The following is a 23,623-nucleotide window of genomic DNA, read 5'->3' on the forward strand; positions in this document are numbered from 1 at the left end:
AGTTCAGAGCACGGCGGCGGAGGCAGTCGCCGCAACGGTCGATTCCGCGGTCGGCTCATCGCCGAAGAGCAGATGCTCGATGCGCTGCGCCTGCGCGGCACGCTGTGCCGGTGTCAGACCTTGCGCGTTCAGCTCCGCCCGCACCCGGCCCGGATGCGGCGACAGCACCAGCACACGGTGCCCGACGATCAGCGCTTCCTCGATCGAATGGGTCACGAAAAGCAGCGTGAAGCGCTCCTGCTCCCACAGCGCGAGCAGCTCGTCCTGCATGCGGCGGCGCGTCAGCGCGTCGAGCGCCGCAAACGGCTCATCCATCAACAGCACGCGCGGCTTCATCGCCAATGCACGCGCGATGGCGACCCGCTGCTTCATCCCGCCGGACAGCTGATGCGGATACGCCGACGCGAAGTCGCTCAAGCCCACGCGCGACAGCCAATCACGTGCCCGTTCCAGCGCCTGCTTGCGCGACGTCGTTCCCGACGCGATCAACGGGAACGCGACGTTCTCCAGCACCGTCTTCCACGGCGGCAGCTGATCGAACTCCTGGAACACCGCGATGCGGTCGGGCCCGGGTCCGTTCACCGGCTGGCCGTCGACGAGGATGCGTCCTTCCGCCGGCGTGACGAAACCGCCGACCGCCTTCAGCAGCGAAGACTTGCCGCAGCCCGACGCGCCGAGCAGCACGAAGCGCTCCGACGGCAGCACGTCGAATCCGACGCGATGCGTGGCGCGGACCACGCCGCGATCGCTCTTGTAGTCGAGGCTCACGCCGTCGACGCGCAAGCGCGCCTGCCGCTCCTGCGGGAGACCGCCCCGGTCGCCGCATGCCTCGCAGGCAGGTGCCGCGTCGAGCGCACGAGTTGCGTCTATCGCTTCGAGGGGCTGCAGCACCACGCTCATGCTCAGCTGCCGTCCGCGTTGTGCGGGTCGTCGAAGAAGTAATCCTTCGCCGACGCCGGCTTGTTCTTGATCGCGCCGACGCGATGCATGAACGACGCCAGCGCGAAGGTGTTCTGCGGCGTGATCTTGAACTGCACCTCCGGGTTCCTGATCACCTTCACCAGCAACTCCTTGGGCACCTTCGAGTTCTCGTTCCTGATGTAGATGTCCGCCGAGCGCTCCGGGTTCTTCGTGATGAAGTCCGCCGCCTCGGCCAGCGCGCCGACGAAGGCCTTGTAGGTCTTCGGGTTGTCGCGCCGGAACTTCTCCGTCGTGTACAGCACCGTCGCCGACGCCGGACCGCCCAGCACCTCGTAGCTGTTCAGCACGATGTGGACGTTCGGGTTGCCCGTCAGCCCCTGCTCCTGGAACGGCGGATTGCCGAAGTGCGCGTTGATCTCGGTGCCGCCCTTGATCAGCGCCGCCGTCGCTTCGGGATGCGGCAGCGCGACCTGCAGCCGGTCGAGCTTGTTGAACTGTGCGTCGCCCCAGCGCTTGGCCGACGCCAGCTGCAGGATGCGCGACTGCACCGAGACACCCACCGCCGGCAGCGCGATGCGGTCCTTGTCGCCGAAGTCGGCGATGGTCTTGACGGCCGGATTGCTGCTCGTGAGGTAGTAGGGGAAGTTGCCAAGCGACGCGATGCCTCGCACGTTCTGCTTGCCCTGCGTCTTGTCCCACAAGGTCAGGAGTGGGCCGACGCCCGCGCCGGCGATGTCGATGCTGCCGGACAACAGCGCCTCGTTGATCGCCGGGCCGCCGGAGAGCTGCACGCGTTCGACCTGGATGTCGACGCCCGCGGCCTTGCCGTGCTTCTCGATGAGCTGCTGGTCCTGCGCGACGTTCAGCAGCAGATAGACGATGCCGAACTGCTCGGCGATGCGGATCCTGCCTTCCGCGTGCGCGGAAAGGGCCGACACCGACAGCCCGGCCGCCAGCGCGCCCGTGAGCAGGGATTTCAGGAGAGCGGGGCGGTCGGCTGTCATGCGGGAAGGTCGCCTTCGATGGTGGTGCGGTAGAGGTGTCGGCGCAGATGGTCCGGGCAGCCGGTGGCCAGGTGGAGCAGCGAGCGGTTGTCCCAGAACACGAGGTCATGGGGCAGCCACCGGTGCCGATACACGATGCTCTTGCGGCTGCTGTGCTCGAAGAGCTGCGCGAGCAGGTCGCGGCTTTCGTCCTCGGGCACGTCGAGGACGCGTGTCGTGAAGTGCTCGCTGACGAAGAGCGCACGACGCCCCGTCTCCGGATGCGTGCGCACGATCGGCTGCGAGGCCGGCTTGACTTCGGCGATCTGCTCGGGCGTCAGCTTCGGGCGCCATGGATTGCGCGCGCGCAGTTCCTCGTATTTCGCGAGGTAGCTGTGCTCCGCGCGCTTGCCGGCGATCGCCGTCTTCAGCGCCAACGGCAGCCCGTCGTAGGCGTGATGCTGGTTGGCGAACAGCGTGTCGCCGCCTTCCGCTGGCAGCTCCTGCGCGTGCAGCAGCGAGCCCAGGCTGGGGCGCTCCTTGTACGAGAGGTCCGAATGCCAGTACTGCCCGGCATCGCCGAGTCCGACCGGCTGACCCTGCGCATCCCGCACGTTCGACACCTGCAGGATCTCAGGGTGGCCGGCCAACTGGAAGTTGCGCAGCACATGGATCTGGAGCGGTCCCCAGCGGCGACTGAACGCGATGTGTTGCGCCGGCGTGATGCGCTGGTCGCGGAACACCAGCACGTGGTGGTCCAGATGCGCGCGGTGCAGGCGGGCGAAGTCGGCGTCGTTCAGCGGCTGCGTCAGGTCCAGTCCCACGACTTCGGCGCCAAGCGGCTCATCGAAGGCGTGGACCTTGAAGTGCTGCGACGGCGCCGCGGCCGAGGCCGGCATCGCAGCGGCAAGGGGCGGGGCGAGGGCTGTCATGCCTGCCGACTCTAGGCATCCGCCCTCCTCGCCGGAACGAAGCTGACGGCATGTCCAAGTGCGCAATCTGAATAAGGTGCCCACCGCGGGAATCTCCCGTTTGCACTTCAGTTACATGGCCATGCGTATAGTGACGCCCTTCCCTATGTCAAAGGGGAATCGACAGAGCAATCAAAGCCAGCAGAGGAGCGGGAGCCACGTGAAACAAGTCATCTGCGTGAAGTGGGGAACCGCCTACGGTCCGGAGTACGTCAACCGCCTGTACGGCATGCTGCGCCGGCACATCACCGGCGAGTTCCGCCTGGTCTGCCTGACCGACAACGCCGAGGGCCTGCGCCCCGAGGTGGATGCCTACGACCTGCCTGAGCTGGGCTGCGAATGGCCCAAGAAGTCCATGGGCAAGTGGCGCAAGCTGGTGATGTGGAGCGCCGACATGGGCGAGAAGACCGGCCTGTCGGGCCCGGTGCTGTTTGTCGACCTGGATTCGGTGATCGTCGACAACATCGACGGCTACTTCTCGCACGGCAATCCGGAGGACGTGATCCTGGCCCGCAACTGGGCCAAGCCGATGCAGCGCCTGGGTCAGACCTCGGTGTTCCGCTTCCCGGTGGGCAAGTACCCGCACATCATCGAGAACTTCCGCGCCAACCCGCAGGGTGTCGCGGACAAGCACGGCTTCGAGCAGCACTGGGTCACCGCCTCGGTGCCGGGCGGCATCAAGTTCTGGCCGCATCTGTGGACGCGGCATTTCCGCCTGCACTGCCTGCCGCCGTTCCCGCTGCGCTACTTCAAGCCGGCGCGGCTGCCCGCGGGCGCGCGCATCGTGACCTTCCCCGGCGGCCCGAACCCGGCCGACGTGCTGCTCGGCCGCTGGAACACGCAGGACCCGCCGCATGAAAAGCCCTGGGACCATTTCCGGGCGGCCTTCGCCGGCGGCGTGAAGCATCGCTGGCGCCACCTGCGCAGCTTCGTGCTGCCGCCGCCCTGGGTAGCGCAGCACTGGGTGGAATGACCCGGGTTCTCTGACCCGGGGATCCGCCGACGGCTCAGCAGGACTGCCGAAGGCGCGACAGCAGCGACTGCGCCGCGGCCGCCGTGCCGGCCGGCGCATGGGGACTGGCGGCGGACATCGCCGGATTGTCCTGGGCGGCCTGGATCAGGCGCTGTGCCGCGGCCGGCCCCGGCAGCACGGGACCGATGAAGCACACCCGTTCGCCCTGGCCGATCAGGAGCGTCGGGAAGGTCTCGACCTCCAGGTCGTCGACCAGCTCTGAATCGTCCTCGATGTCCACCCACAGGAAGCGGGCGGCGGGATGCTGCTGGCGGAGCGCGGCGAAGTCCTCCCGATAGGTGTCGCAGGTCCGGCACCAGGCGGCACACAGGCAGGCGACCAGCAGGTCGGAGGACCCCTCGGACGCGGGAGCGGACGGGGGCGGCGAGGACGACAGGGTGGACATGGGCCCGGAGCTTAGCGGAGTTGCCCTCGCCATGAATCTGTTCGCAATACGTCCAATGCACCGAATGGGTGCCTGTGGCGTGACGATGGCGCGAGCTTTGTGCAGATTTGTGAGGAGGCTGTCAACGGCCCACCAATGACCGGCGTTAGCTGGCACAAAGCGGTGATTGCAAGCGGTCTTCCCCCGCTCCAAGCCGCTGAAAGCCAAGAAGGTCCCCGACCATGATGAAGTCCCAAACCCGCACCGAATCCCAGCCCCGCCGCCTGCCGATGCCGGAACTGGCGCAGCACGACAAGGGCCGCAAACACGAAGCCTTTGAAGTTGCCAGCCTGGGCTGCGACCGCCGCAGCGTCGCGCGCGCCCTGCGCTTCGACCGCAAGCGCTGATCCCGAGCGGAGCCGCCCCGATTCCGGGCGGCGGCCCCGCCAGGATCCGCCCAAATCCGATGAGGCCTTTCAGTCCTCGTCGTCCGGTGACTGCAAGGGCGCCAGCAGCCGGTCGATCTCGTCGGCGCTGAACTTCTCCAGACGCTCCCCGCCATCGCGCCCCAGCAGGCCATCCGCCAAAGCCCGCTTGCGGGCCTGCAGTTCCAGCATCCGCTCCTCGATCGAGCCCTCGATCGCCAGTTGATGGACGAACACCGGCCGCGTCTGACCGATCCGGTGCGCCCGCGCATGCGCCTGCGCGTCGACGGCCGGGTTCCACCATGGATCCACCTGGATGACGGTGTCCGCCGCTGTCAGCGTCAGTCCCACGCCGCCCGCCTTCAGGCTGACCAGCATCAGCGGTGCCTCGCCCGCCTGGAAGCGCCTCACCACCTCGCCGCGCTTGCCTTCGGGCGTCTCGCCGGTCAGCTTCATCAGCGGCATCCGCAGGTCGACCATCGCGGCCTCGATCAGGTCCAGCATGCCGGTGAACTGGGAAAAGATCAGGATCGTCCGCCCCTGGGCGATCATCTCGGGCACCTTCTCCCGGATCCATTCCAGCTTGGCGGCTTCCATCCCGTGAGGGAGCGAAATGCCCGGCACCAGCCGCGGATCGCAGCACACCTGTCGCAGCTTCAACATCGCGTCCAGCACTGACATCAAGCCCGTGCCGAAGATCTCCGAGTCCTTCAACAGCCGCCGCACCAGGTGGTCGGCGCCGATCCGGACGCTTTCGTACAGCTGGCGTTGACGCCCCTGAAGGGGGATGCGCTGGGTGAGGACCGTCATCGGCGGCAGGTCCTTGGCGACCTCCTCCTTCAGGCGACGAAGAATGAACGGCCGCACGCGGGAGGCCAGTTCCCGGGCGCGGCGGGCGTCGCCGGTCTGTTCGATCGGCTTGCGCCAGTGCCGCGCGAACGCACGTGACTCGCCGAGATAGCCCGGCATCAGGAAGTCGAACTGCGTCCAGAGTTCCCCCAGGTGGTTCTCGAGCGGCGTGCCGGTGAGCACGAGCCGCTGGTTCGCCTGGAGCCGTCGCAGTGCGCGCGCCGCCCTGGAGCGTGGGTTCTTCACCGCCTGCGCTTCGTCCAGCACCAGCACGGAGAACCTCGGCTTGGCGAGCGTCCGCACCTCGCGCCACGCCAGGCCGTAGCTGCACAGCAGCAGGTCGATGTCGCCGAGACGCTTCATCACCTGCGCCCGCTCGGACGGGTCGGACAGGGTGGCCACGCGCAGGTCGGGTGCGACGCGCGCGGCCTCCTGCGTCCAGTTGAAGATCAGCGAGGTCGGCGCGACGACCAGCGCCGGCGCCGTCAAGCGCCCGGCCTGCTTCTCGACCAGCAGATGCGCCAGCGCCTGCGCCGTCTTGCCCAGGCCCATGTCGTCGGCCAGGATGCCGCCGAGTTCCTGACGCGCCAGGTACTGGAGCCAGGCCAGGCCTTGCAGCTGATAGGGGCGCAGCGTGATGCCGAGGCCTCCCGGCGCGGCGGACGGCGGCGGCGGGCCGGCATCGCGCAGGCGCTCCCACATCGTCCGCAACTCGTCGGCGCCGAAGACCTGCCAGCGGCTGTCCGGCACATCGAGCGCCGCCAGCCGCGCCGCTTCCCAGGCCGTGAGCTTCACCGGCCCGCGCCGTGAGCGTTGCGCGACCAGGACGTCCAGCAGGTTGAGCATCAGCCGCTTCAGCGGCGCCGCCGTCGAATGCAGCCGACGGCCACCGGGCGCTTTCAGGCCGATGATGGCGTCGTCATCGATCCCCGCGATCGCGTCGGCGTAGAGCCAGCGGCGGTCCTTGCGCAACAGGTCCCAGATCATCGGCGCGAGGTCGACCCGCTGGCCTTGCACCGTCACGCCCAGGCTGAGCATCCACGAGCCCTTGCGGCGCGACAGCGCGAGGGTGGGCAGGCGGTCGCCCGCGCCGGACGCTGGCGCGATGGCGGTCTGGACGTCCACCGGCTCATCGCCTTCCGGCTGGATCTCCAGCGACCACGCGTCGATCGCGACGCTGTGGTGGGCGAACCCGGGCAGGAACTCGATCTCCCAGCCGAGCTTGCGGAGCCGGGGCACGTCGTCGGCCGCGAAGTCGGGGAAGAGGTCTTCCTGTTCCAGCGTCCAGCTCGGGGTCAGGCCCCGGCCGAAGGAGGCGTCGCGCCACTGCAGCATCTCGACATCCACCGGATGCAGCGGCAGCGCCTGCCACTGTTCCAGCGACGACGGATCCGCGGGCCAGCGCGTCAGCCTGAGGAGGGAGACGCGATCGCCGCGCGGCCCCAGCTTGCCGTGCGGCCGCATGCCGAGCAGGCCGTCGCCGCGGTTGAGCGTCTGCAGGATCAGCTTCGGAGGGAGCGGGGAAGGCGGCGCGGTCATCGGCGGCCATTGTCGATGCGACGCCGACCCGCCCGATCAACCCTCCTTGCTCTCCCGGGCGGGCTTGCCCTCCTTCGGCGTGCGCGGCTTGGGCAGACCTGTCTTCGCAAAATCCGCCGGCACGCGCATCAACGCAGCCTCGGGTTCGGCGCGGCGGATGTGGCGCAGCTGGTAGTTCTGTTCACCGCTGCGGGGATCCTTCGTCTGGACGCTGACGGTGACCTTGAGCTCGGGCGACGTCCAGACCTCTCGCGAGATCACGATCGGCTTCTCATTGCCGATCTTGCCCGCGGGAATCGTGCGCGTCGTGCGTCCGCCGGTGACCTTGAGTCCGTCGATCTCCTTGGGCGGCAGGTTGTCCGGCTGCCCGTCCTGGCCGCTGAGCTGGCCGTTGAGGATCAGCGGCTCGATCCGCATCGCCACGGCCGGGGGCAGGGGCGACATCGGCGCCAGCGGACCCAGGGAACCCGGCGGTGTCTCGACGCGGATCACGCGGACCTCCTGACCGGTTTCGCCGGGGGCAATCACGACCGGCGTCGCGATGCGCGGGTTGACGTGAACCGTCGGCGCCGCCGGCGCGACTGGTGCGGCGGGGGGCCGGGCCGCCTCGACCCGCGGCGTCGTCTCGCTCCGGCCGAAGTTCTCGCGCGCCCAGTCGCGCATCTTCCGGCCGTACTCGCGCATCTTGTCGTTGTAGTCGCGCATCTTCTCCTGGTACTCGCGCATGCGTTCGCCGTACTCGCGCTGGGCCTCGGCGTCCGCGCGCCCGCCGCCGAGATAACGCGCGGTCTTGCGCTCCGGATCGAGCAGCCAGTTCTCGCCGCTGACGGCATCGCGGAGGTAGACCACCTTGCGCCCCTGGCGTTCGACTTCCTGGCGCGTCCGGCCTTCGCCGTCGCGGCACAGCTGGCTGGTCTGCTGATGGACGATGCGATTGCCGTCGGCCAGCGGCTGGACGGTTTCATGCACGGCCTGGGCGCAGTAGGGCGCGCCCTTGACGACGCGTTCCGTGCTGAGGATGTGCATCGCGACGCCGGATTCTGCGATCAGCTCGGCGACGTCAGGCACCGGTGGAACAGGCGGAACCGGCGGGACGACGGCGGGCATCACGGGAGGCGCGGGCGGCGCCGGCCGGGCATCCGGATCCGGCGACGCAGGCGCGGCGGGCTGGGCCTGGACCGCGATGGCGGCGAGCGCCAGGGCGAGGGTGGTGAGGGAAGTCTTCATGGCGGTCTCCAGGGAGGGAAGCAGGTCGTCGTGGTTGCCGGATCGATCAGGGCATGACGCGCATCGCGAGCACATCGCCCGAGGCGTGCACCAGCAACTCGGCGCGCACGGGCGCGGCCGCGTCGGCGGGGTCGTAGGGCAGGCCCAGCAACGCGAGGCGCTCGCGCGGGACTTCCGCGGGAACCAGCCAGGCGTTGCCGGTCCCGGCCTTCTCGAAGGCGGCCCAGCGATCGGCGGACACGAGGACGATGAAGCCGCTGCCTGGATTGCCCATGACGGTGGCGCCCGATTCCCCCGGCGGCGCGGAACCGAGCAGCCAGACGCAGGCGACCAGCACCGAGGCGCACAAGGCCGGACCGGCGAGCGCCCATCTCCAGCGGCCGGCCCTGGCCGCCTTCTGGCGGGCGGCGAACTGCTGCCGCATGACGAGCAGCACCGCGTCATCGCGCTCGACCGGCGGTGTGCGCTGGCGCAGGTCCTGGGCCACGGCCCAGAGCCAGTCGGCCAGGCGCGCGGAGCGGGGCGGGGAGGTGTCGGTGGTCTTCATCATGCGGACTTCGATGAGCGTTCGATCGCGTCCACCGGGGCGGACGGCAAGGGCGTGGACTCGTCCTTCAACGCGGCCAGCAGGCGCGCCCGGCCCCGGTGGAGACGGGTGCGCAGCGTGTTGAGTTCGACGCCGGCGATGCGGGCGGCTTCGGCATAGGCCCGCTCCTGCAGATCGACCAGCACGACGGCTTCACGGAAGGTCCAGGGCAGCGTCTGCAGCGCAGCCCACACGCGGGCCTGGTCCCGCGCGCGCACCAGTTGCTGCTCGGGCGCATCGGCAGGATCGTGGTGGAGATCCTCCGCGTCCTCGTCATGAGCGACCGGCAGGTCCCGCCAGCGGGCCAGCAGGTGATGCCGTGCCACGCCGGCGAGGTAGGCGCCCAGCGGCCCTCTGCCCGCATCCCAACCCTCGGGCCGTCCGGCGAACTGGACGAAGGCCTCCTGCATCGCGTCCGCCGCCCAGTCGGACTGGCCGCACAGCGCCAGCGCGTAGCGGTAGACGCCGGGCGACTCGCTGCGGTACAGCAGCTCCAGCGCGCTCGCGTCGCCCTGGCGCAGCCGGCGGACGAGCGCTTCGCTGGCGGCGGCGTTGGCATCGGCAGGATCGGGGCGGGCGCGGCCAGCCAGGCGGGTCCAGAAGCTCATCGGGCGTTCGACGTGCGTTGCGTGGTGGGCATGTTGAACGTATTGCGCGAGCGGTCCGGAAAGTTCCCGGCTCGCACAGAAGAATTTGTGGTTCGACCGTGTCGCCCGCAGGGCCCCTCCAGGAGCCGAGCGCCTCCCCCCCGTGTTTCAGGGGCATGACACTTCCACGCCACACCGGGCGACCTTCGCCCGAATGGCGAGAACCGTGCACCGTGCGATCTTCGCCAAGCGCCATTTTCAAAGCGGTTTTGCGAAAGTGAGCGCAGGCAAACCGTTCCAACTTGGTGCATGCGCCGGGTGAAAACCCCAAGTGCGTGCATGGGGACCCGGTCCTAGCATCCACCCCACTCGACGCGACACCCGTCCCGCGCCGGCGACAAGCCGGCACCAAGGGGGTTGCCTACGGGGGCTGAGGAGACAAACAGATCAAACCAACACCAACGAATAACAGTGACACTGTCACAATTCGCGGGCACCTGAATCAGGTGCCCGTTTTGTTTTCGTGGCCTGGTTTTGCGCGCATCCCGCGATCGTTCTCGGCCCGTATCCGCGGCCCCGGGGCCGCCCTTGCGAGTCCTTGCAGATGATCGAGTTGTTGACCGCGGCCGTGGCGTCGCTCCTGGCCGGTTTCGTCGACGCCGTGGTGGGCGGCGGCGGGCTGATCCTGGTGCCCGCGCTGTTCAGCGTCTATCCGAATGCCGCGCCGGCCACCCTCTTCGGCACCAACAAGGGTGCGTCCATCTGGGGGACGGCCTGGGCCACCCACCAATATGCCAAGCGCGTGAGCTTGCCGTGGCTGGCGCTGATGCCGGCCGCCGCCGCCGCCCTGGCCGGCAGCTTCGCCGGCGCCTGGGCCGTGACGCAGATGGATCCGAGCGGCCTGCGCAAGGCGCTGCCGGTGATCCTGCTGGGCGTGCTGCTGTACACGCTGGCGAAGAAGGACCTGGGCCGGCACCACGCACCGCGCCACGAGGCCGCGACGCAGACGTTCATGGCCAGCGCCATCGGCCTGACGATCGGGTTCTACGACGGCTTCTTCGGGCCGGGCACCGGCAGCTTCTTCGTCTTCCTGTTCGTGCGTCTGCTGGGTTTCGACTTCCTGCACGCGTCCGCCACCGCCAAGCTGATGAACACGGCGACCAACTTCGCGGCGCTCGTGCTGTTCGCCAGCAAGGGGCACGTCTGGTGGCACGTCGCGGCGGTGATGGCGGTGGCCAACGTCGTCGGCAGCGTGGTGGGCACCCGCCTGGCGCTGGCCAAGGGCGCGGGCTTCGTGCGCGGCATGTTCGTCGTCGTGGTGTCGCTGCTCATCCTCAAGACCGGTTACGACGCCTTCCTGCGCTGATCCCGTGGACGTCGCGGGCCGCTCCGCAGGAACGCCAGACGCCCTCCGAACAACACCACCATCGCTTTCCGCCAAAGGCGGGATGCCGGCGGCCCATCGCCCGGGCTACCATCCGTCCAAACAACCGCTGATCACCATGCCTGTCGATCCTCAACTCCGCGCGCTGGATATCGAGATCCCCACCCAGCCCGACGTGCTGGTCAAGCTCTCGCTGCTGATGGCCGACGAGGACATCGACCTGCAAGCCGTCTCCGGCCTGGTGGAAACCGACATGGCCCTGGCGGCCGCCGTGCTGAAGGCGGTCAACTCCTCGCTGTACGGCTTGCGCGGCCGGGTGCAGACGGTGCACCAGGCGCTGACCTACCTGGGCATGCGCGAGGTCGCCGCCATCACCTTCGAGATGGGCCTGCGCGCGGCCTTCCCGCCGGCCGTCGAGCTCGAACCGGTCTGGACCCGCGCCGCCAAGCGCGGGCTGCTGATGGGCCGGATGGGCCAGATGCTGGGCGTCGACCCGTGGGCGGCGCACTCGGCGGGCCTGTTCGAGGAGTGCGGCAAGGCGGTGCTCTACCGCCATGCGCCGGGGCACTATCCCGCGATGCTGCGCGCGACCAGCAGCGACAAGGAACTGGTCCAGCTGGAGCACACCGCCTTCGGCGTCAGCCACGACGCGCTGGGCGCGGCCTTGTGCGAGAGCTGGGGCCTGGCGCCGGCCGCTGTCGCCAGCGTGCGCTACCACGTGCAGTTGCAGCATGAGCTGGAGATGCCGGAGGCGATGCAGCGCCGCGGCGTGGGCGCGATCTCGCTGGTCGCGTGGACGCTGATGAACAAGCCGGAAGCGCTCGACGAGACGGTGATGGAGATCGCGCCTCAGGCCCAGCTCGACGAGACGCTGATGCTGCGCGCCGCGCGCCGTGTCGAGGAACAGCTGCAGCAGGCGGAGACCCGGGGTCGCTGAGGATAGCCCGCCGCTCAGGACGCGATGCAGAGCCGGTCGCGCCCCATGTGCTTGGCGAGGTAGAGCGCCTCGTCTGCCGCCTGCAGCAAGGCCTGCGGGCTGAGATACGGATGACCCGGCTGTGACGCCGCCAGGCCGGCGCTGATCGTCACAATGCAGCCGTCCGACGGTTCGACCGACAGCCCACCCGATGGCCCACCCGGCAGTGCGTCATGAGGCACCGCCAGGGCGCGCCAAGCCTCTCTCAGCGACTCCATCAGCGCCTGCGCCGAGTCGATGTCGAAACCCGGCAGCAGCACCGCGAATTCTTCGCCGCCGAGGCGGGCCACCAGGTCGGTGTCGCGCTGGAAGTGCTCGGCGAGCAGCCGTGCCAGCCGGCGCAGCACCTCATCGCCGGCGCTGCGCCCGTGGCGCTCGTTGAACGGCTTGAGGTGGTCGACGTCGAGGATGGCCAGCGCCAGCCTCCCCTGATCGCGCTGGGCGCGCTTGAACTCGCGCCGCAGGGCGGCATCGAACTCCCGCCGGTTGGCGATGCCGGTGAGCGGGTCGTGACGCTCCATCGACGCGAGTTCGCGCCGCTTCGCCTCCAGGGACCGCTCCGCCTGCTGCAGCGCGCGGTGCTGGCGGGCGATCTCCTCCCGCAACTCGCGTCCGCGCGATTGCTCGCGATGCAACTCGTCGCCGAGCGAGGTCCGGACATGGTCGAGCGCCTGCTCCAACTGCAGCAGCTCGCGAGGCCGCGGCTCGCCGGGTTCGAGCCAGGTCAGGGACTGCGGCGGCAGCGTCGGATCGAAGCGGCTGGCCTGCGCTGACAGGTGGCTCAACTGCCGCAGCAGCCAGCGGTCCAGCATGAGCGCGGCGATCAGGCCCAGGGCCGTCGCCAGCAGGAGATGGATCAGCGCGGATCGCAGCAGCGGATCGCGTCGCAGTGTGTCGCCGACGGTGGAGGCCGAGGCCTGCAAACGCAGTTCCCCGCTGCCGGCGAGCGAGAACTCGGCGCTGGGACCCGGTTCGCCGTCGTCGTCGGAGAGGGCGCGGAACTGCTGGCCGTCGTGCGTGCGAAGTTCGACGCGGCGCAGGTTGTGGCGGGTGAGGATGTGGTGCAGCAGGCCGTGCAGTGCTTCGGGGCGCTCGAGGCGTTGCTGGAAGCTGTAGGCCAGAGGCCCCGCGTACAGGAGCGGGATGGCGCTCAAGTCGGCGTCGGCCTCCGCGGCGCGCCGCTGCGTGGTCTCGCGCAACTGCCAGCCGCTGGACAACGCGACCAGCAGCAGTCCGAACACGAACAGCGCCAGCAGCGGGCGGGCGCCCACCGAGAGGCGGATGGCTTTCTGGATCATGCGTGGATGCCGAGCATGCGACGGAAGTCGCGCTATACACCGTCAAGTCATCGTCAGCCCATTGTGCCGAGCCGTGTTCGCTCGTTTCCCCGGGGAAACTCCAAGCCGGAGGGGGCCCAGCACGGCCGACACCCACCAGGGGGAGACGATGAAACGAATGACGGCGGCCGTCTGGCTGCTGTCCATGGCGGGCGCGGTCTGCGCCGATCCGGGGTACTACCTCGTGCGTCCTTACAGCGAGGCCGGTCAGTCCACGCTCGATCTGCGCTACTGGCACGTCGATCCGCCGGACGAGGCGCCGACGCTGTGGCCCGAGATCGGCCTGCGCTATGGCGTGAACTCGCGGTGGAGCACCGAACTGCTGCCGAGCCGAAGTCGTGGCGAGCCGGTCCGGTTGTCAGGTTCGACCTCGGCGGGCACGCGGAACTGACGGCGGCCTACCTCTGGGGGAACACCTACCGCAACCGTGGGGACATGCTGAGCGCCGCCCTCCAGGTCGGGTTCTGAAACCTAGAATCCGCCCGCCCCGCCCGCCCCGCCCGCCCCGCCCTGGTGGTGCCGGGGTCAGCAGACCTGGTGAGAAGCCAGGGCCGACGGTCACATGCGGGTGCAGCTCGACACTGGCGTGCCGGTGTTCTCGGCGGTGCTCACGCCCCTGGCGTTCCATGAGCACGCAACGCACCACGGGTTCTTCCATGAGCACCTCGCGACCAAGGGCACCGAGCTCGCCCACGCCTGCCGGGCGACGCTAGAGGCCTTGCGAAAGCTGGATGCGCTGAGCGCTTGAGCATTGATGCGGCGGCGCCCGCGTGCCGTCGTCAAGCGCGGCCCTGCACCGGGTAGGAGGCCGCGCGTCCGCGAACCTCCCACCCGGTTCCGGTCCCAGGGAGATCCGTGGCGCGCGTTACAAGCGCGTGGCTGCGGCGGCCAGTCGAAGCGAGGTCACAAACCTCCGCGGTTGGCCGGTCACCGGATCGGTGAAGGCGATCTCGCGTGCGAGCAACTGCAGCGGACGCGTGAAGTCCACGGCGTCCTCCACGGGCTGCAGCACCGGATAGATGCGGTCGCCCTCGATGGGCAGACCCAGCGCGCACAGCTGCGCTCGAAGCTGATGCTTCACGCCGCTGTGTGGGCGCAGCTCGTAGCGCGCACGATCGACGCCGAGACGCTCGATCAGCGCGACGCGCGTGCGCGCATTCGGCACGGCACCTTCGACATCGACGGTGCACATCTGCATGAAGTCGACGGGGTGTTCTTCCAATCGACTCTCGTACTCGAAGGGCAGCCGTGCGCCGAGCTCGTCGCGCCACGGCGCGATGGCTTCGTAGACCTTCTCCACGGCGCGATCGCGGAACAGCCGCTGATACGCGTCGCGCGTGGCCGGCTGCACCGAGAACAAGGTCAGCCCCGCCGTCTCGCGATCGAGGCGATGCACCGGACTCAGATCGACCAGGCCCGTCTCGCGGCGCAGGCGCGTGAGCAAGGTCTGCTGCACGTAGCGGCCCTTCGGCGTGACCGGCAGGAAATGCGGCTTGTCGGCGACGAGCAGGTGGTCGTCGAGGTGCAGGATGCGGGCCTCGAAAGGCACCTGCGGCTCGTCCTCCAGCCAGCGCCAGTAGTACAGGCGACGCTGCGCACGATAAGGCGCCTCAGGCGTCAGCGTCGCGCCAGCGTCGTCGAGCACATCGCCGCGTGACATGCGCGCGGCCCAGTCGTCCCGGGCGACCAGTGGCAGCCGTTCGGCGAGGAAGTCCAGGACGAGTGGCCACGATCCGGGCGGACAGGCGAGCGCGCTCGCTGCGACACCGTCGCGCAGCGGCAGGGCGAGTTTCGGAGGACGTGCCATGTCGGAACCCTGCTTCAGCGCGGCGCGCCGCTCATTCGATCTGCGCGGGACCTCGCGCGCGCTCGTCGAGGAAGCGGTTCAGGCGCTGCAGGTCGTCGGCGTCGATGGTCGCGCCGTTGCGCCAGGCCTTGATCCAGGCCTCCCGCTGAGGATCGGCGGCGAGCTGCCGTACGGCGTGGTCCATCGCCTCGATGGCGCGCCGGCCTTCCGGCGTGCGGCTGCATGCGGCGGTCGCCATCAGCGTGCTGCGGCCCTCGGCCAGCGGCAGCTTGGCGAGTTCAGGGGCGCCCGGATGCGCGGCGTTGTACTCGTCGACGGTGATCGGGTACTCGAGCGTGTAGTCCATGCGCTTGGCGCGCAGCATCGGCAGCAACTGGGCGCCGCGGCCGGCGACGATCGAGCGTGGCGCGCGTTCCTGGTTCGCGGCGAGCAGCTTGTCGATGCGCGCACCGAAGCTGCGATCGCGCGGCAGCAGGCCGGTGAGGTCGGTGCGGCGCAGCAGGTCCGCGAGCTGCAGCGGCTGGCCGTTGGTCTCGAAGCGCGCGAGATCGTCGCGTCGCACGATCACGTGGATCTGTCTCGACATCATCGCCGGGTGCAGCGAGGTGAAGTACAGCCACTGCAGCCGTTCGGACGTGCGCAGGTGCAGCACGGAGCAGAGCGTCTCGCCGTGCCGCACCTGGGCTTCGAAGCGCGGCAGGCTGAGTTCGACGAACTCGTGCCGGAACTGCGGCATGCGCTCGATGAGCAGGCGCAGGAAGCCGTCGATCTCGCCCTGTCCCAGGTCCTCGACCTGCTGGGGCGGCTTGCCGTCGCGATAGACGAAGTGCGGAGGCATGTCCTGGACCATCCAGCGCACCAGCGGCGGTGGCGACGATGTGTGCGCCGCGGCGGACGCGAGGATCCCCAGCGCGGCGCAAAGCCCGGCGAACGCGCGCAGCGGAGGGATCAATCGCCCTCGACCCATTCCACCTTGGCGCCGAGGCGGGTGATGTTCTCGGCGAACTGCGGATGGGCGCGGCGGACCGGCGTCGCGTTGCGGATCACGGACTTGCCGGGGATGCTGGCCGCGACCATCAGCAGCGCGATCGCGACGCGGATGATGTAGGGGCTCTCGACCTCGGCGGGACTGAGCGTCTTGCCGCCGAAGGTCACCATGCGGTGAGGATCCGACAGGAAGGCGTGGGCGCCGAACTTGGACAGTTCGGTGGTCCAGCCCATCGCGCCGTCGTAGACCTTGTTCCAGAACATCACGCTGCCTTCGGCCTTGACGCCCAGCGCAACGAAGATGGGCAGCAGGTCGACGGGCAGGTAGGGCCACGGCGCCGCTTCGACCTTCTGCAGGATGTTGCGGGTGAAGGGTTCCTTGACCTTGAGCTTGCCGTCGACGACGGAGCGGGACCAGCCGTCCTCGTGGATGATCTGCACGCCGAACTTGGCGAAGGTGCGGTCGATCAGCGGGAACTGCTCCGGCTGCGAGTTCTTGACCCGGACGTCGCCGCCCGTGATCGCGCCGAGCGCGAGAAAGGTGACGATCTCGTGGAAGTCTTCGGCGAAGGTGAACTCGCCGCCGCCCAGGGATGCGACGCCGTGGATGGTCAAGCGCGAGGTGCCCAGGCCTTCCAGCTTGGCGCCGAGCATCTGCATGAACTGGCAGAACTCCTGCACGTGCGGCTCGCTGGCCGCGTTCATCAAGGTCGACGTGCCGTGCGCGAGCGCGGCGCACAGGACGAAGTTCTCGGTCGTGGTGACGGAGGCGTAGTCGGTCCAGTGGTCGTTGGCGCGGAGCTGGCCCTCGACCTTGACCACCAGGCCGTCGGCGGCGCGGTCGACGTTCGCGCCGAAACGCTGGAAGACCTCGACGTGCGGATCGATCTCGCGCGCGCCCAGCGTGCAGCCCTTGACGTCGTCCTCGATGCGGGCGGCGCCGAAGCGCGCCATCAGTCCGGGCACCAGCATGATCGAGGAGCGCATCTCCTCGGGCAGGTGGTCCTTCGCCGGGTCGAAGTGGGTGTCCAGGTGGTGCAGGTCCAGCACGCCGGTCTTGAAGTCCACGGACACGTTGCTGCCGAGCTTGCGGAAGACCTCGAGGATCTTCTTGACGTCGGTGATCTCGGGCACGCCGTGCAGCCGTACCGGCTCGCGCGTCAGCAGCGTCGCGCAGAGGATGGGCAGGACGGCGTTCTTGTTGGCCGAGGGAACGATGCGGCCCTTCAGGGGCGAGCCGCCGTGGACGATGAGGTTGGACATGGCCTGGCGCGGGGCGCGCGGGTGGAATTCGGTGGACGAGCGCGAATTATCGGGGTTTGCCGGATGGCCCGGCGCTCGGACGGGACATCAAGTTGCATCTTGCGACCCGGTCCTCCGGGACGCCAGCGAAGGTGTTCTCCGACAGCGGAGGAAATCTTCCTTTCCGATGCGGTGCCAGCCCGCACGGCCTGGTGCCAGAGGCGTGCTCCTAGGGAAGTCATGGGCGTGGGACCGCGAGCGCGCTCGCCACAATCTCGCCCCATGATTCCGCCCATTGATCCGTCCACGTCCGCGGTCGCGCCCTCGACGTCAGCGCCCGAGGATCCGCGTGGCTGTATCACGCCCGAAGACCTCAACGTCGCCCCGGCGTTGCTCGGCCTCCCACTGGCCTCGCCCTGGCAGCGTGCGAAGGCGATGGCGGTCGACGCGACGCTGGTGACGGCGCTCTCGAATTTCGGCAACGCGCCGTTGCTCGGAGGCTGCTGCTGGGTCGCGTGGCGTTGGTACAAATTCCAGCGCGCCTCGCGCGGCGAGGTGCTGCGGGAAGTCGGCTGGCGCGGCTGGCTGGGCTGGGTGCCGGCGTTGTGCCTGGTCGCCTTCGGGCTCTACACGAGCACGATGGAACACATCGACGAGCCGACGAAGCAGGCCCGCCGCGAGGCTGTAGCCGCTGCAGCCGTCTCGGTGTCCGACGGACCCGGGCAGGAAGCGCGCGAGCCGTCGGATCGGGTGGAGCAGGACGGTGGGGCCCAGCGCAAGGCCGACCGTGCGCGCATCGAGGCGTTGCAGCGAGAGGTGCGCGAACTGCGGGACGAAGCCAAGCGCTCGCCCATCGAGATGTTCCGGCATTGGTGGGAAGTCGTGGGCCTGAACCTGGCCTGGGCTTTCGTCTATTTCGTGGCGTTCCCGCTCATCTGGCCGGGCCAGACGCCGGGCAAGAGGCTGATGGGCCTGCGCATCGTCGAGCTGACCGGCAAGCCGCTCAAGCCGATGCTCTGCGTGCGTCGCTACGGCGGTTACGCCGCCGGCGCGACGACGGGCGGCATGGGTTTCCTGCAGATCCTGTGGGACGCCAACCGCCAGGGCTTGCATGACAAGGCTGCGCACACTGCCGTCATCGACACGCGCAATCCGCGCCGTCTCCCACTGACCGATTGACCCCAAGGCCCGAGGGCAACGAGTCTCCGTGGGGCCGGAAGGCTGCTGGGGGTTCGCGGACGCGATGCCCCCTGCTGCCTGGAGTGCCCGCGCCTGGCCAGACGAAGTGTGTGTTCAGCCCTTCGGGTCCAGCCGCTTCGCTCGCGCCAGGCGCCAGGCTTCGGCGGGATCGTCGCCGTAGACCTCTTCCGCTGTCGTCGTCGTTTCTTGGCGATGCGTGTCGATCGCGATCCGCTTGTCGAAGACGAAGCATTCGCCGCGCCAGTCTGCGTCGGCATCGGGCATCTGCTCGAAGTAGTTGAGGATGCCGCCGTCGAGCTGTCGCACGGTCAGTCCGCGGTCTGTCATCCAGCCGGACAGTTTCTCGCAGCGGATGCCGCCGGTGCAGTACATCGCCACGGTCTTGCCTTCGCGCTGCCAGGCCTCTGCGTGGGCATCGATGTAGGCCGGGAAGTCGCGGAAGTGCCGCACGCCTGGATCGATCGCGCCGTCGAAATGGCCGAGTTCGAATTCGAAGTGGTTGCGGTTGTCGAGCACGACGACGTCGTCGCGCCGGATCAGCTCCCGCCACTCCCGCGGCGAGACATGCGTGTTGCGCGTGTCGGCCAGTCCTGTCACGCCGTCCAGGCCGAAGGCGACGAGTTCCGGCTTCTCATGCACCTTCAGCAGCGTGAACGGGCGTGTCGTGCAGAAGCTGCGCTTGAAGTGCATGTCGGCGAAGGGCGGCTCGGCGCGCAGCGCGGCTTCGTAGGCATCGAGTGCGGCGGGCGGGCCGCCGATCGCGCCGGTGATGCCCTCCGGGGCGAGGAGCAGGTTGCCGCCGATGGCGCGACCCAGCGATTCGTTGAGATCGCGCAGGCGCTGCGCCAGGGCCGAAGTTTCGTTCAGTCGGACGAACTTGTAGAACGAGCTGTGCTCATGCTCGGAGGACGACATCGGAGGGACCACTGAAGATGGACGCCGTAAGGCAACAGGGGGAAGGCGGGCGGAGAACGGCATGGTACCGAGGTCCTCTGGCGGCCCGGGAGCAACCCGGGTGCGGGACTCGCACTTGCCCGCCTAGAATCCGCCTCTCTTTTTTCGCCCTTCCGGGGGCCCACCGCCGTGTCCGATCGCCTTGCCGTCCTGCCCCAGTACCTGATGCCCAAGGGGGCCATGACGCGGCTGGCCGGTCGTCTGGCGGGCGCTGAACTGGGCGGCTTCACGACCTGGACGATCAAGCGTTTCATCGCCAAGTACGGCGTGAACATGGCCGAGGCGGCCGAGTCCGATCCGACCGCCTACTCGACCTTCAACGACTTCTTCACCCGTGCACTGAAGCCCGGCGCGAGACCGCTGGCCGACGTGCCGCTGATCTGCCCGGTAGACGGCGCCATCAGCCAGTTCGGTCCGATCCGCGCCGACCAGATCTTCCAGGCCAAGGGCCACCAGTACTCGACGACGGCGCTGCTCGGCGGCGACCAGCAGCTGGGCGCGCAATTCCGCGATGGGCACTTCGCGACGATCTACCTGAGCCCGCGCGACTACCACCGCATCCACATGCCCTGCGCCGGCCGCCTCGTGCGCATGGTGCATGTGCCGGGCGACCTGTTCTCGGTGAACCCGACGACCGCGCGCGGCGTGCCGGGTCTGTTCGCCCGCAACGAGCGGGTCGTCTGCGTCTTCGAGGGCGAGCACGGCCCGTGGGTGCTGGTGCTCGTGGGCGCGACCATCGTCGGCTCGATGGCCACCGCGTGGCATGGCGTCGTCAACCCGCCGCGTCCGGGCCGGTTGCGCACCTGGCACTACGAGAACGAGCACTTCAGCTACGCGAAGGGCGAGGAGATGGGGCGCTTCCTGCTCGGTTCCACCGTCGTGCTGCTGTTTCCCAAGCACCTGCCGATGCAGTTCGACGCGCACTGGCAGCCCGGCGGCGCGGTGCGCCTCGGCCAGGCGATGGCCACGCTGGGCTCGAGCGGCCTGCCGCCCTCTCTCCGATAAGGGCCCGCCTTTGCGGGACAATCGCCGTCTCGAGAAACGACGGCGACAAGTTCCCATGACCCTGCGTGTCCTGACCGGCATCACGACCACCGGCACCCTGCACCTCGGCAACTATGTCGGCGCGGTGCGCCGCGCCATCGCGGCCAGCCGCGAACCCGGCGCCGAGAGTTTCTTCTTCATGGCCGACTACCACGCGCTGATCAAGTGCGACGAGCCGGCCCGGATCGAGGCCTCGCGCCTGCAGATCGCCGCGACCTGGCTGGCCGCCGGCCTGGACACGAGCCGGGTCGTCTTCTACCGCCAGAGCGACATCCCCGAGATCCCCGAGCTGACCTGGCTGCTGACCTGCGTCACGTCCAAGGGCCAGATGAACCGCGCGCATGCCTACAAGGCGTCCGTCGACGCGAACGTCGCCGCGGGCGAGGATCCGGACGCCGGCATCACGATGGGCCTGTACAGCTATCCGATCCTGATGGCCGCGGACATCCTGATGTTCAACGCGCATCGCGTGCCGGTGGGCAAGGACCAGGTCCAGCACATCGAGATGGCGCGCGACGTCGCGCAACGCTTCAACCACACCTTCAAGACGGAGCTCTTCGTGCTGCCCGACGCCAGCGTCGACGAGGAGATGGAGCTGCTGCCGGGCCTGGACGGCCGCAAGATGTCCAAGAGCTACGACAACTCGATCCCGCTGTTCGAAGGCGGCGAGAAGGCGTTGCGCGAGGCCATCTCGAAGATCGTCACCGACTCGCGTCTGCCCGGCGAGCCCAAGGAGACCGAGGGCTCGCACCTGGTCCAGATCTACGACGCGTTCGCGACGCCGGAGCAGCGGAAGAGCTTCCGCGCGGCGCTGCACGGCGGTCTGTCGTGGGGCGAGGCCAAGGATCAGCTGTTCGCCCTCATCGACGCGGAGATCGGCCCGATGCGCGCGAAGTACGAAGCGCTCATGGCCAATCCCGAGAAGATCGAGGAGATCCTGATGGAAGGCGCCGCGAAGGCGCGCGCCATCGCGGGCCCGCTGCTGGCTCAGGCGCGCGAGGCTGTGGGCCTGCGTCGCTTCAAGGCCCTGGCCGCACCGGTCGCGCAGGCCGCCAAGGCGAAGTCGACGGTGCCGGCGTTCAAGCAGTACCGCGAAGCCGACGGGCTCTTCTACTTCAAGCTGCTCGCGGCCGACGGCACGCTGCTGCTGCAGAGCACCGGCCTGCCCCAGGGCAAGGAAGCGGGCCAATGGGTCGCCCGGCTCAAGCGTGAAGGCGCCGCGGCGCTGGGCGAGGCGCCGGTGTCGAAGGAGACCGGCGACGAGGTGCTGCTGCCGGCGCTGGAGGCACTGGTGGCCGCCGAGCTGGAAGCGGCGGCCGCAAAGGGCTGAACGCCGGGGTGTCGAAAGGAAACCCTGGTTTAGGGTGCCAAGTCGATCACATTCATCGAAGAAACCCGCTCGTTCGCCGACGTCGGCCGTCGTAGTCTCCGATGTTGATTCCGTCACGCGTCAACACCACAACAACAGGAGACCCCCGATGTCCACGACGACCCGACTGACCGCCGATTCCCTGGCGCTGCAACGCCTCTACGCCTGGGAGTCCGATACGCCGGATCGGGTCACGCTGCGTCAGCCCATGGGGGGCGGCGTCGTCAAGGACTTCACCTGGAGAGAGGTCGCCGACCAGGCGCGCCGCATGGCCGCGCACCTGAAGACGGTGGGCCTCGAACAGGGCTGGGAACCCGGCGCCCGCGTTGCCATCCTGTCCAAGAACTGCGCCTGGTGGCTGATGAGCGACCTGGCGATCTGGATGGCCGGCTACGTCAGCGTGCCGCTCTATCCGACGCTCGCCCCCGACACCATCCACCAGATCCTCAGCCACAGCGAAGCCAAGCTGCTGTTCGTCGGCAAGCTCGACGGCTGGGAGGGCATGCGCCCGGGCGTGCCGCTCGGCCTGCCCTGCATCTCCTATCCGGTCTCGCCCGACGACGTCCAGGACACCTACGACCACTGGGACGCGATCTGCGCCGAGACCCCGCCGATCAAGGGCAAGCCCCTGCGCGCCGCCGACGAGCTGTCCACCATCATCTACACCTCCGGGACGACGGGCGCGCCCAAGGGCGTGATGCATTCGTTCGGCAACTTCGCCTGGGCCATCGCCACCGGTCTGAAGCGCATCCCGCTGGGGGAGTCCGACCGCATGCTGTCCTACCTGCCGCTGGCCCACGTCGTCGAGCGCGCGCTGGTGGAGCACGGCTGGCTCCATACCGGCATGACGGTGTACTTCGCCGAGAGCCTGGACACGTTCGCCGCCGACCTGCAACGCGCGCGGCCGACGGTCTTCTTCTCCGTCCCGCGCCTGTGGACCAAGTTCCAGCAGGGCGTGCAGGCCAAGCTGCCGCAGCCCAAGCTCGATCTGCTGTTCAAGCTGCCCCTCATCGGCAACCTGGTGCGCAGGAAGATCCTGAAGGCGTTGGGCCTGAACGAATGCAAGTTCGCCGCGGGCGGCGCGGCGCCGATGCCGGTCGCCCTCCTGAAGTGGTACCGCACGCTGGGCCTGCCGATCAACGAAGGCTACGGCATGACCGAGAACCTCGCGCTGTCGCACATCACCGTGCCGGGCCGCGACCAGATCGGCAGCGTCGGCCCCGCCTACGACGGCGTGTTGACGCGCCTGGATCCGATCACCGGCGAGCTGCAGATGAAGAGCCAGGCGCTGATGCTCGGCTACTACAAGCAACCCGAACTGACCGCCGAGACGATCACCGCCGACGGCTGGCTGAAGACCGGCGACAAGGCGGAGATCTCCGACAAGGGCGCGTTGGCCGGTTGCGTGCGCATCACCGGCCGGGTGAAGGACCTGTTCAAGACGAGCAAGGGCAAGTACGTGTCGCCGGCGCCGATCGAGGACCGCCTGGCGACGAATCCCGCCATCGAGGCCTGCGCGGTGACGGGCGCGAACTTCGCGCAGCCCGTGGGCATCGCGATGCTGTCGCCCGAGGCCACCGCGCGCGATCGTGCCGCGTTGGAGAAGGAACTCGCCGAGCATCTGGAGAAGGTCAATGCGCGGCTGGACCCGCACGAGCAGCTCGAATGCCTGATCGTCACGGCGACGCCGTGGACCGTGGACAACGGCCTGATCACGCCCACCTTCAAGGTGCGCCGCAACCGCGTGGACGAGGTCTACGGCCCGCGTCTGGAAAAGTGGATCGCCCAGCGCCGGAAAGTCATCTGGGCGGACTGACGCGCCGGCGCGCCGGCTGACG

General features: G+C 68.9%; 22 protein-coding genes and 1 pseudogene. 10 read left to right on the forward strand and 13 right to left on the reverse strand.

The annotated features are described in order from the left end of the window. Positions 1–3 precede the first annotated feature (3 nt). From PV762_RS14965 to PV762_RS14975, 3 genes are read right to left on the reverse strand one after another with little or no spacing between them, the layout of a single operon-like run. A complete protein-coding gene (locus PV762_RS14965) occupies positions 4–900 on the reverse strand; it encodes an ABC transporter ATP-binding protein (protein WP_421035807.1) in 897 nt (298 codons plus the stop codon). 2 nt (positions 901–902) lie between these two features. Continuing rightward, positions 903–1,925, reverse strand: coding sequence for an ABC transporter substrate-binding protein (locus PV762_RS14970; protein WP_421035808.1), 1,023 nt, complete (start codon positions 1,923–1,925; stop codon positions 903–905). Next, positions 1,922–2,836: a TauD/TfdA dioxygenase family protein gene (locus tag PV762_RS14975; RefSeq protein ID WP_421035809.1), complete on the reverse strand. Its 915-nt coding sequence runs from the start codon at positions 2,834–2,836 to the stop codon at positions 1,922–1,924. The genes PV762_RS14970 and PV762_RS14975 overlap by 4 nt, the downstream gene beginning before the upstream one ends. A gap of 199 nt (positions 2,837–3,035) precedes the next feature. Between PV762_RS14975 and PV762_RS14980 the strand changes: the two genes are divergently transcribed. Beyond that, positions 3,036–3,848: a glycosyl transferase gene (locus tag PV762_RS14980; protein WP_421035810.1), complete on the forward strand. Its 813-nt coding sequence runs from the start codon at positions 3,036–3,038 to the stop codon at positions 3,846–3,848. Between the two features lie 34 nt (positions 3,849–3,882). On the opposite strand, the gene PV762_RS14985 is transcribed toward PV762_RS14980, so the two are convergent. Further along, positions 3,883–4,293: a thioredoxin family protein gene (locus PV762_RS14985; RefSeq protein ID WP_421035811.1), complete on the reverse strand. Its 411-nt coding sequence runs from the start codon at positions 4,291–4,293 to the stop codon at positions 3,883–3,885. A gap of 221 nt (positions 4,294–4,514) precedes the next feature. On the opposite strand from PV762_RS14985, the gene PV762_RS14990 reads away from it, so the two are divergent. After that, positions 4,515–4,679 carry a hypothetical protein gene (locus tag PV762_RS14990; RefSeq protein WP_157522821.1) on the forward strand — a complete coding sequence of 55 codons (165 nt, stop codon included), beginning with the start codon at positions 4,515–4,517 and terminating at the stop codon, positions 4,677–4,679. A 69-nt stretch (positions 4,680–4,748) separates the two neighbouring features. Here PV762_RS14990 and PV762_RS14995 read toward each other — a convergent pair whose 3' ends face one another. From PV762_RS14995 to PV762_RS15010, 4 genes are read right to left on the reverse strand one after another with little or no spacing between them, the layout of a single operon-like run. Beyond that, the gene (locus tag PV762_RS14995) at positions 4,749–7,085 is read right to left on the reverse strand and encodes a DEAD/DEAH box helicase (protein ID WP_421035812.1); all 2,337 of its coding nucleotides are present in this window, start codon (positions 7,083–7,085) and stop codon (positions 4,749–4,751) included. Positions 7,086–7,121: 36 nt separating this feature from the next. Next, the gene (locus tag PV762_RS15000; protein WP_421035813.1) at positions 7,122–8,312 is read right to left on the reverse strand and encodes a hypothetical protein; all 1,191 of its coding nucleotides are present in this window, start codon (positions 8,310–8,312) and stop codon (positions 7,122–7,124) included. A 46-nt stretch (positions 8,313–8,358) separates the two neighbouring features. Next, positions 8,359–8,862: a hypothetical protein gene (locus PV762_RS15005; RefSeq protein WP_421035814.1), complete on the reverse strand. Its 504-nt coding sequence runs from the start codon at positions 8,860–8,862 to the stop codon at positions 8,359–8,361. Further along, entirely contained in the window at positions 8,859–9,506 is a 648-nt protein-coding gene (locus PV762_RS15010; RefSeq protein ID WP_421035815.1) for an RNA polymerase sigma factor, read from the reverse strand. The genes PV762_RS15005 and PV762_RS15010 overlap by 4 nt, the downstream gene beginning before the upstream one ends. 583 nt (positions 9,507–10,089) lie before the next feature. On the opposite strand from PV762_RS15010, the gene PV762_RS15015 reads away from it, so the two are divergent. Beyond that, complete coding sequence (locus tag PV762_RS15015) at positions 10,090–10,851, forward strand: sulfite exporter TauE/SafE family protein (protein ID WP_421035816.1); 762 nt, start codon at positions 10,090–10,092, stop codon at positions 10,849–10,851. Positions 10,852–10,987: 136 nt separating this feature from the next. Continuing rightward, a complete protein-coding gene (locus tag PV762_RS15020; RefSeq protein ID WP_421035817.1) occupies positions 10,988–11,806 on the forward strand; it encodes an HDOD domain-containing protein in 819 nt (272 codons plus the stop codon). Between the two features lie 14 nt (positions 11,807–11,820). On the opposite strand, the gene PV762_RS15025 is transcribed toward PV762_RS15020, so the two are convergent. After that, positions 11,821–13,143, reverse strand: coding sequence for a diguanylate cyclase (locus PV762_RS15025; RefSeq protein ID WP_421035818.1), 1,323 nt, complete (start codon positions 13,141–13,143; stop codon positions 11,821–11,823). A gap of 148 nt (positions 13,144–13,291) precedes the next feature. Here PV762_RS15025 and PV762_RS15030 point away from each other — a divergent pair, with 148 nt between their 5' ends. Next, positions 13,292–13,573, forward strand: coding sequence for a hypothetical protein (locus PV762_RS15030; RefSeq protein ID WP_421035819.1), 282 nt, complete (start codon positions 13,292–13,294; stop codon positions 13,571–13,573). 162 nt (positions 13,574–13,735) lie between these two features. Beyond that, positions 13,736–13,930: pseudogene (locus tag PV762_RS15035) on the forward strand (6,7-dimethyl-8-ribityllumazine synthase); the annotation flags it as partial. Positions 13,931–14,047: 117 nt separating this feature from the next. Here PV762_RS15035 and PV762_RS15040 read toward each other — a convergent pair. Genes PV762_RS15040 through PV762_RS15050 form a run of 3 tightly spaced genes read right to left on the reverse strand, consistent with a single transcriptional unit; the run spans position 14,048 to position 17,239 of the window. Next, entirely contained in the window at positions 14,048–14,989 is a 942-nt protein-coding gene (locus PV762_RS15040) for a pseudouridine synthase (protein WP_421035820.1), read from the reverse strand. A 31-nt stretch (positions 14,990–15,020) separates the two neighbouring features. Then, positions 15,021–15,941, reverse strand: a complete 921-nt coding sequence (locus PV762_RS15045) for a TIGR02285 family protein (RefSeq protein ID WP_421035821.1) — start codon at positions 15,939–15,941, stop codon at positions 15,021–15,023. Beyond that, positions 15,938–17,239, reverse strand: coding sequence for a UDP-N-acetylglucosamine 1-carboxyvinyltransferase (locus PV762_RS15050; protein WP_421035822.1), 1,302 nt, complete (start codon positions 17,237–17,239; stop codon positions 15,938–15,940). The genes PV762_RS15045 and PV762_RS15050 overlap by 4 nt, the downstream gene beginning before the upstream one ends. A 261-nt stretch (positions 17,240–17,500) precedes the next feature. Between PV762_RS15050 and PV762_RS15055 the strand changes: the two genes are divergently transcribed. Then, complete coding sequence (locus PV762_RS15055; RefSeq protein ID WP_421035823.1) at positions 17,501–18,397, forward strand: RDD family protein; 897 nt, start codon at positions 17,501–17,503, stop codon at positions 18,395–18,397. A gap of 114 nt (positions 18,398–18,511) precedes the next feature. Here PV762_RS15055 and PV762_RS15060 read toward each other — a convergent pair whose 3' ends face one another. Continuing rightward, entirely contained in the window at positions 18,512–19,333 is an 822-nt protein-coding gene (locus PV762_RS15060; protein WP_421035824.1) for a rhodanese-related sulfurtransferase, read from the reverse strand. Positions 19,334–19,501: 168 nt separating this feature from the next. Between PV762_RS15060 and asd the strand changes: the two genes are divergently transcribed. From asd to PV762_RS15075, 3 genes are all read left to right on the forward strand, one after another. Further along, positions 19,502–20,377, forward strand: a complete 876-nt coding sequence (asd, locus tag PV762_RS15065) for an archaetidylserine decarboxylase (protein ID WP_421035825.1) — start codon at positions 19,502–19,504, stop codon at positions 20,375–20,377. A 55-nt stretch (positions 20,378–20,432) separates the two neighbouring features. Then, positions 20,433–21,746 (forward strand): tryptophan--tRNA ligase, encoded by a 1,314-nt coding sequence (locus PV762_RS15070; RefSeq protein WP_421035826.1) that lies wholly within the window; start codon positions 20,433–20,435, stop codon positions 21,744–21,746. A gap of 148 nt (positions 21,747–21,894) precedes the next feature. Further along, positions 21,895–23,601, forward strand: a complete 1,707-nt coding sequence (locus PV762_RS15075; protein WP_421035827.1) for an AMP-binding protein — start codon at positions 21,895–21,897, stop codon at positions 23,599–23,601. Positions 23,602–23,623 lie beyond the last annotated feature (22 nt).

Source organism: Mitsuaria sp. CC2, from assembly GCF_048957715.1.
Taxonomy (GTDB): Bacteria; Pseudomonadota; Gammaproteobacteria; order Burkholderiales; family Burkholderiaceae_C; genus Roseateles.

Bases quoted from the DNA above. Each gene is read 5' to 3' on its own strand.
- PV762_RS15025 (WP_421035818.1), bottom strand. From the start codon at position 13,143: ATGATCCAGAAAGCCATCCGCCTCTCGGTGGGCGCCCGCCCGCTGCTG.
- PV762_RS15005 (WP_421035814.1), bottom strand. From the start codon at position 8,862: ATGATGAAGACCACCGACACCTCCCCGCCCCGCTCCGCGCGCCTGGCC.
- PV762_RS15055 (WP_421035823.1), top strand. From the start codon at position 17,501: ATGATTCCGCCCATTGATCCGTCCACGTCCGCGGTCGCGCCCTCGACG.
- PV762_RS15060 (WP_421035824.1), bottom strand. From the start codon at position 19,333: ATGTCGTCCTCCGAGCATGAGCACAGCTCGTTCTACAAGTTCGTCCGA.
- PV762_RS14965 (WP_421035807.1), bottom strand. From the start codon at position 900: ATGAGCGTGGTGCTGCAGCCCCTCGAAGCGATAGACGCAACTCGTGCG.
- PV762_RS14990 (WP_157522821.1), top strand. From the start codon at position 4,515: ATGATGAAGTCCCAAACCCGCACCGAATCCCAGCCCCGCCGCCTGCCG.
- PV762_RS15000 (WP_421035813.1), bottom strand. From the start codon at position 8,312: ATGAAGACTTCCCTCACCACCCTCGCCCTGGCGCTCGCCGCCATCGCG.
- PV762_RS15030 (WP_421035819.1), top strand. From the start codon at position 13,292: ATGAAACGAATGACGGCGGCCGTCTGGCTGCTGTCCATGGCGGGCGCG.
- PV762_RS15075 (WP_421035827.1), top strand. From the start codon at position 21,895: ATGTCCACGACGACCCGACTGACCGCCGATTCCCTGGCGCTGCAACGC.
- PV762_RS14985 (WP_421035811.1), bottom strand. From the start codon at position 4,293: ATGTCCACCCTGTCGTCCTCGCCGCCCCCGTCCGCTCCCGCGTCCGAG.
- PV762_RS14995 (WP_421035812.1), bottom strand. From the start codon at position 7,085: ATGACCGCGCCGCCTTCCCCGCTCCCTCCGAAGCTGATCCTGCAGACG.
- PV762_RS15070 (WP_421035826.1), top strand. From the start codon at position 20,433: ATGACCCTGCGTGTCCTGACCGGCATCACGACCACCGGCACCCTGCAC.
- PV762_RS14970 (WP_421035808.1), bottom strand. From the start codon at position 1,925: ATGACAGCCGACCGCCCCGCTCTCCTGAAATCCCTGCTCACGGGCGCG.
- PV762_RS15050 (WP_421035822.1), bottom strand. From the start codon at position 17,239: ATGTCCAACCTCATCGTCCACGGCGGCTCGCCCCTGAAGGGCCGCATC.
- PV762_RS15040 (WP_421035820.1), bottom strand. From the start codon at position 14,989: ATGGCACGTCCTCCGAAACTCGCCCTGCCGCTGCGCGACGGTGTCGCA.
- PV762_RS14975 (WP_421035809.1), bottom strand. From the start codon at position 2,836: ATGACAGCCCTCGCCCCGCCCCTTGCCGCTGCGATGCCGGCCTCGGCC.
- PV762_RS15020 (WP_421035817.1), top strand. From the start codon at position 10,988: ATGCCTGTCGATCCTCAACTCCGCGCGCTGGATATCGAGATCCCCACC.
- PV762_RS15015 (WP_421035816.1), top strand. From the start codon at position 10,090: ATGATCGAGTTGTTGACCGCGGCCGTGGCGTCGCTCCTGGCCGGTTTC.
- PV762_RS15010 (WP_421035815.1), bottom strand. From the start codon at position 9,506: ATGAGCTTCTGGACCCGCCTGGCTGGCCGCGCCCGCCCCGATCCTGCC.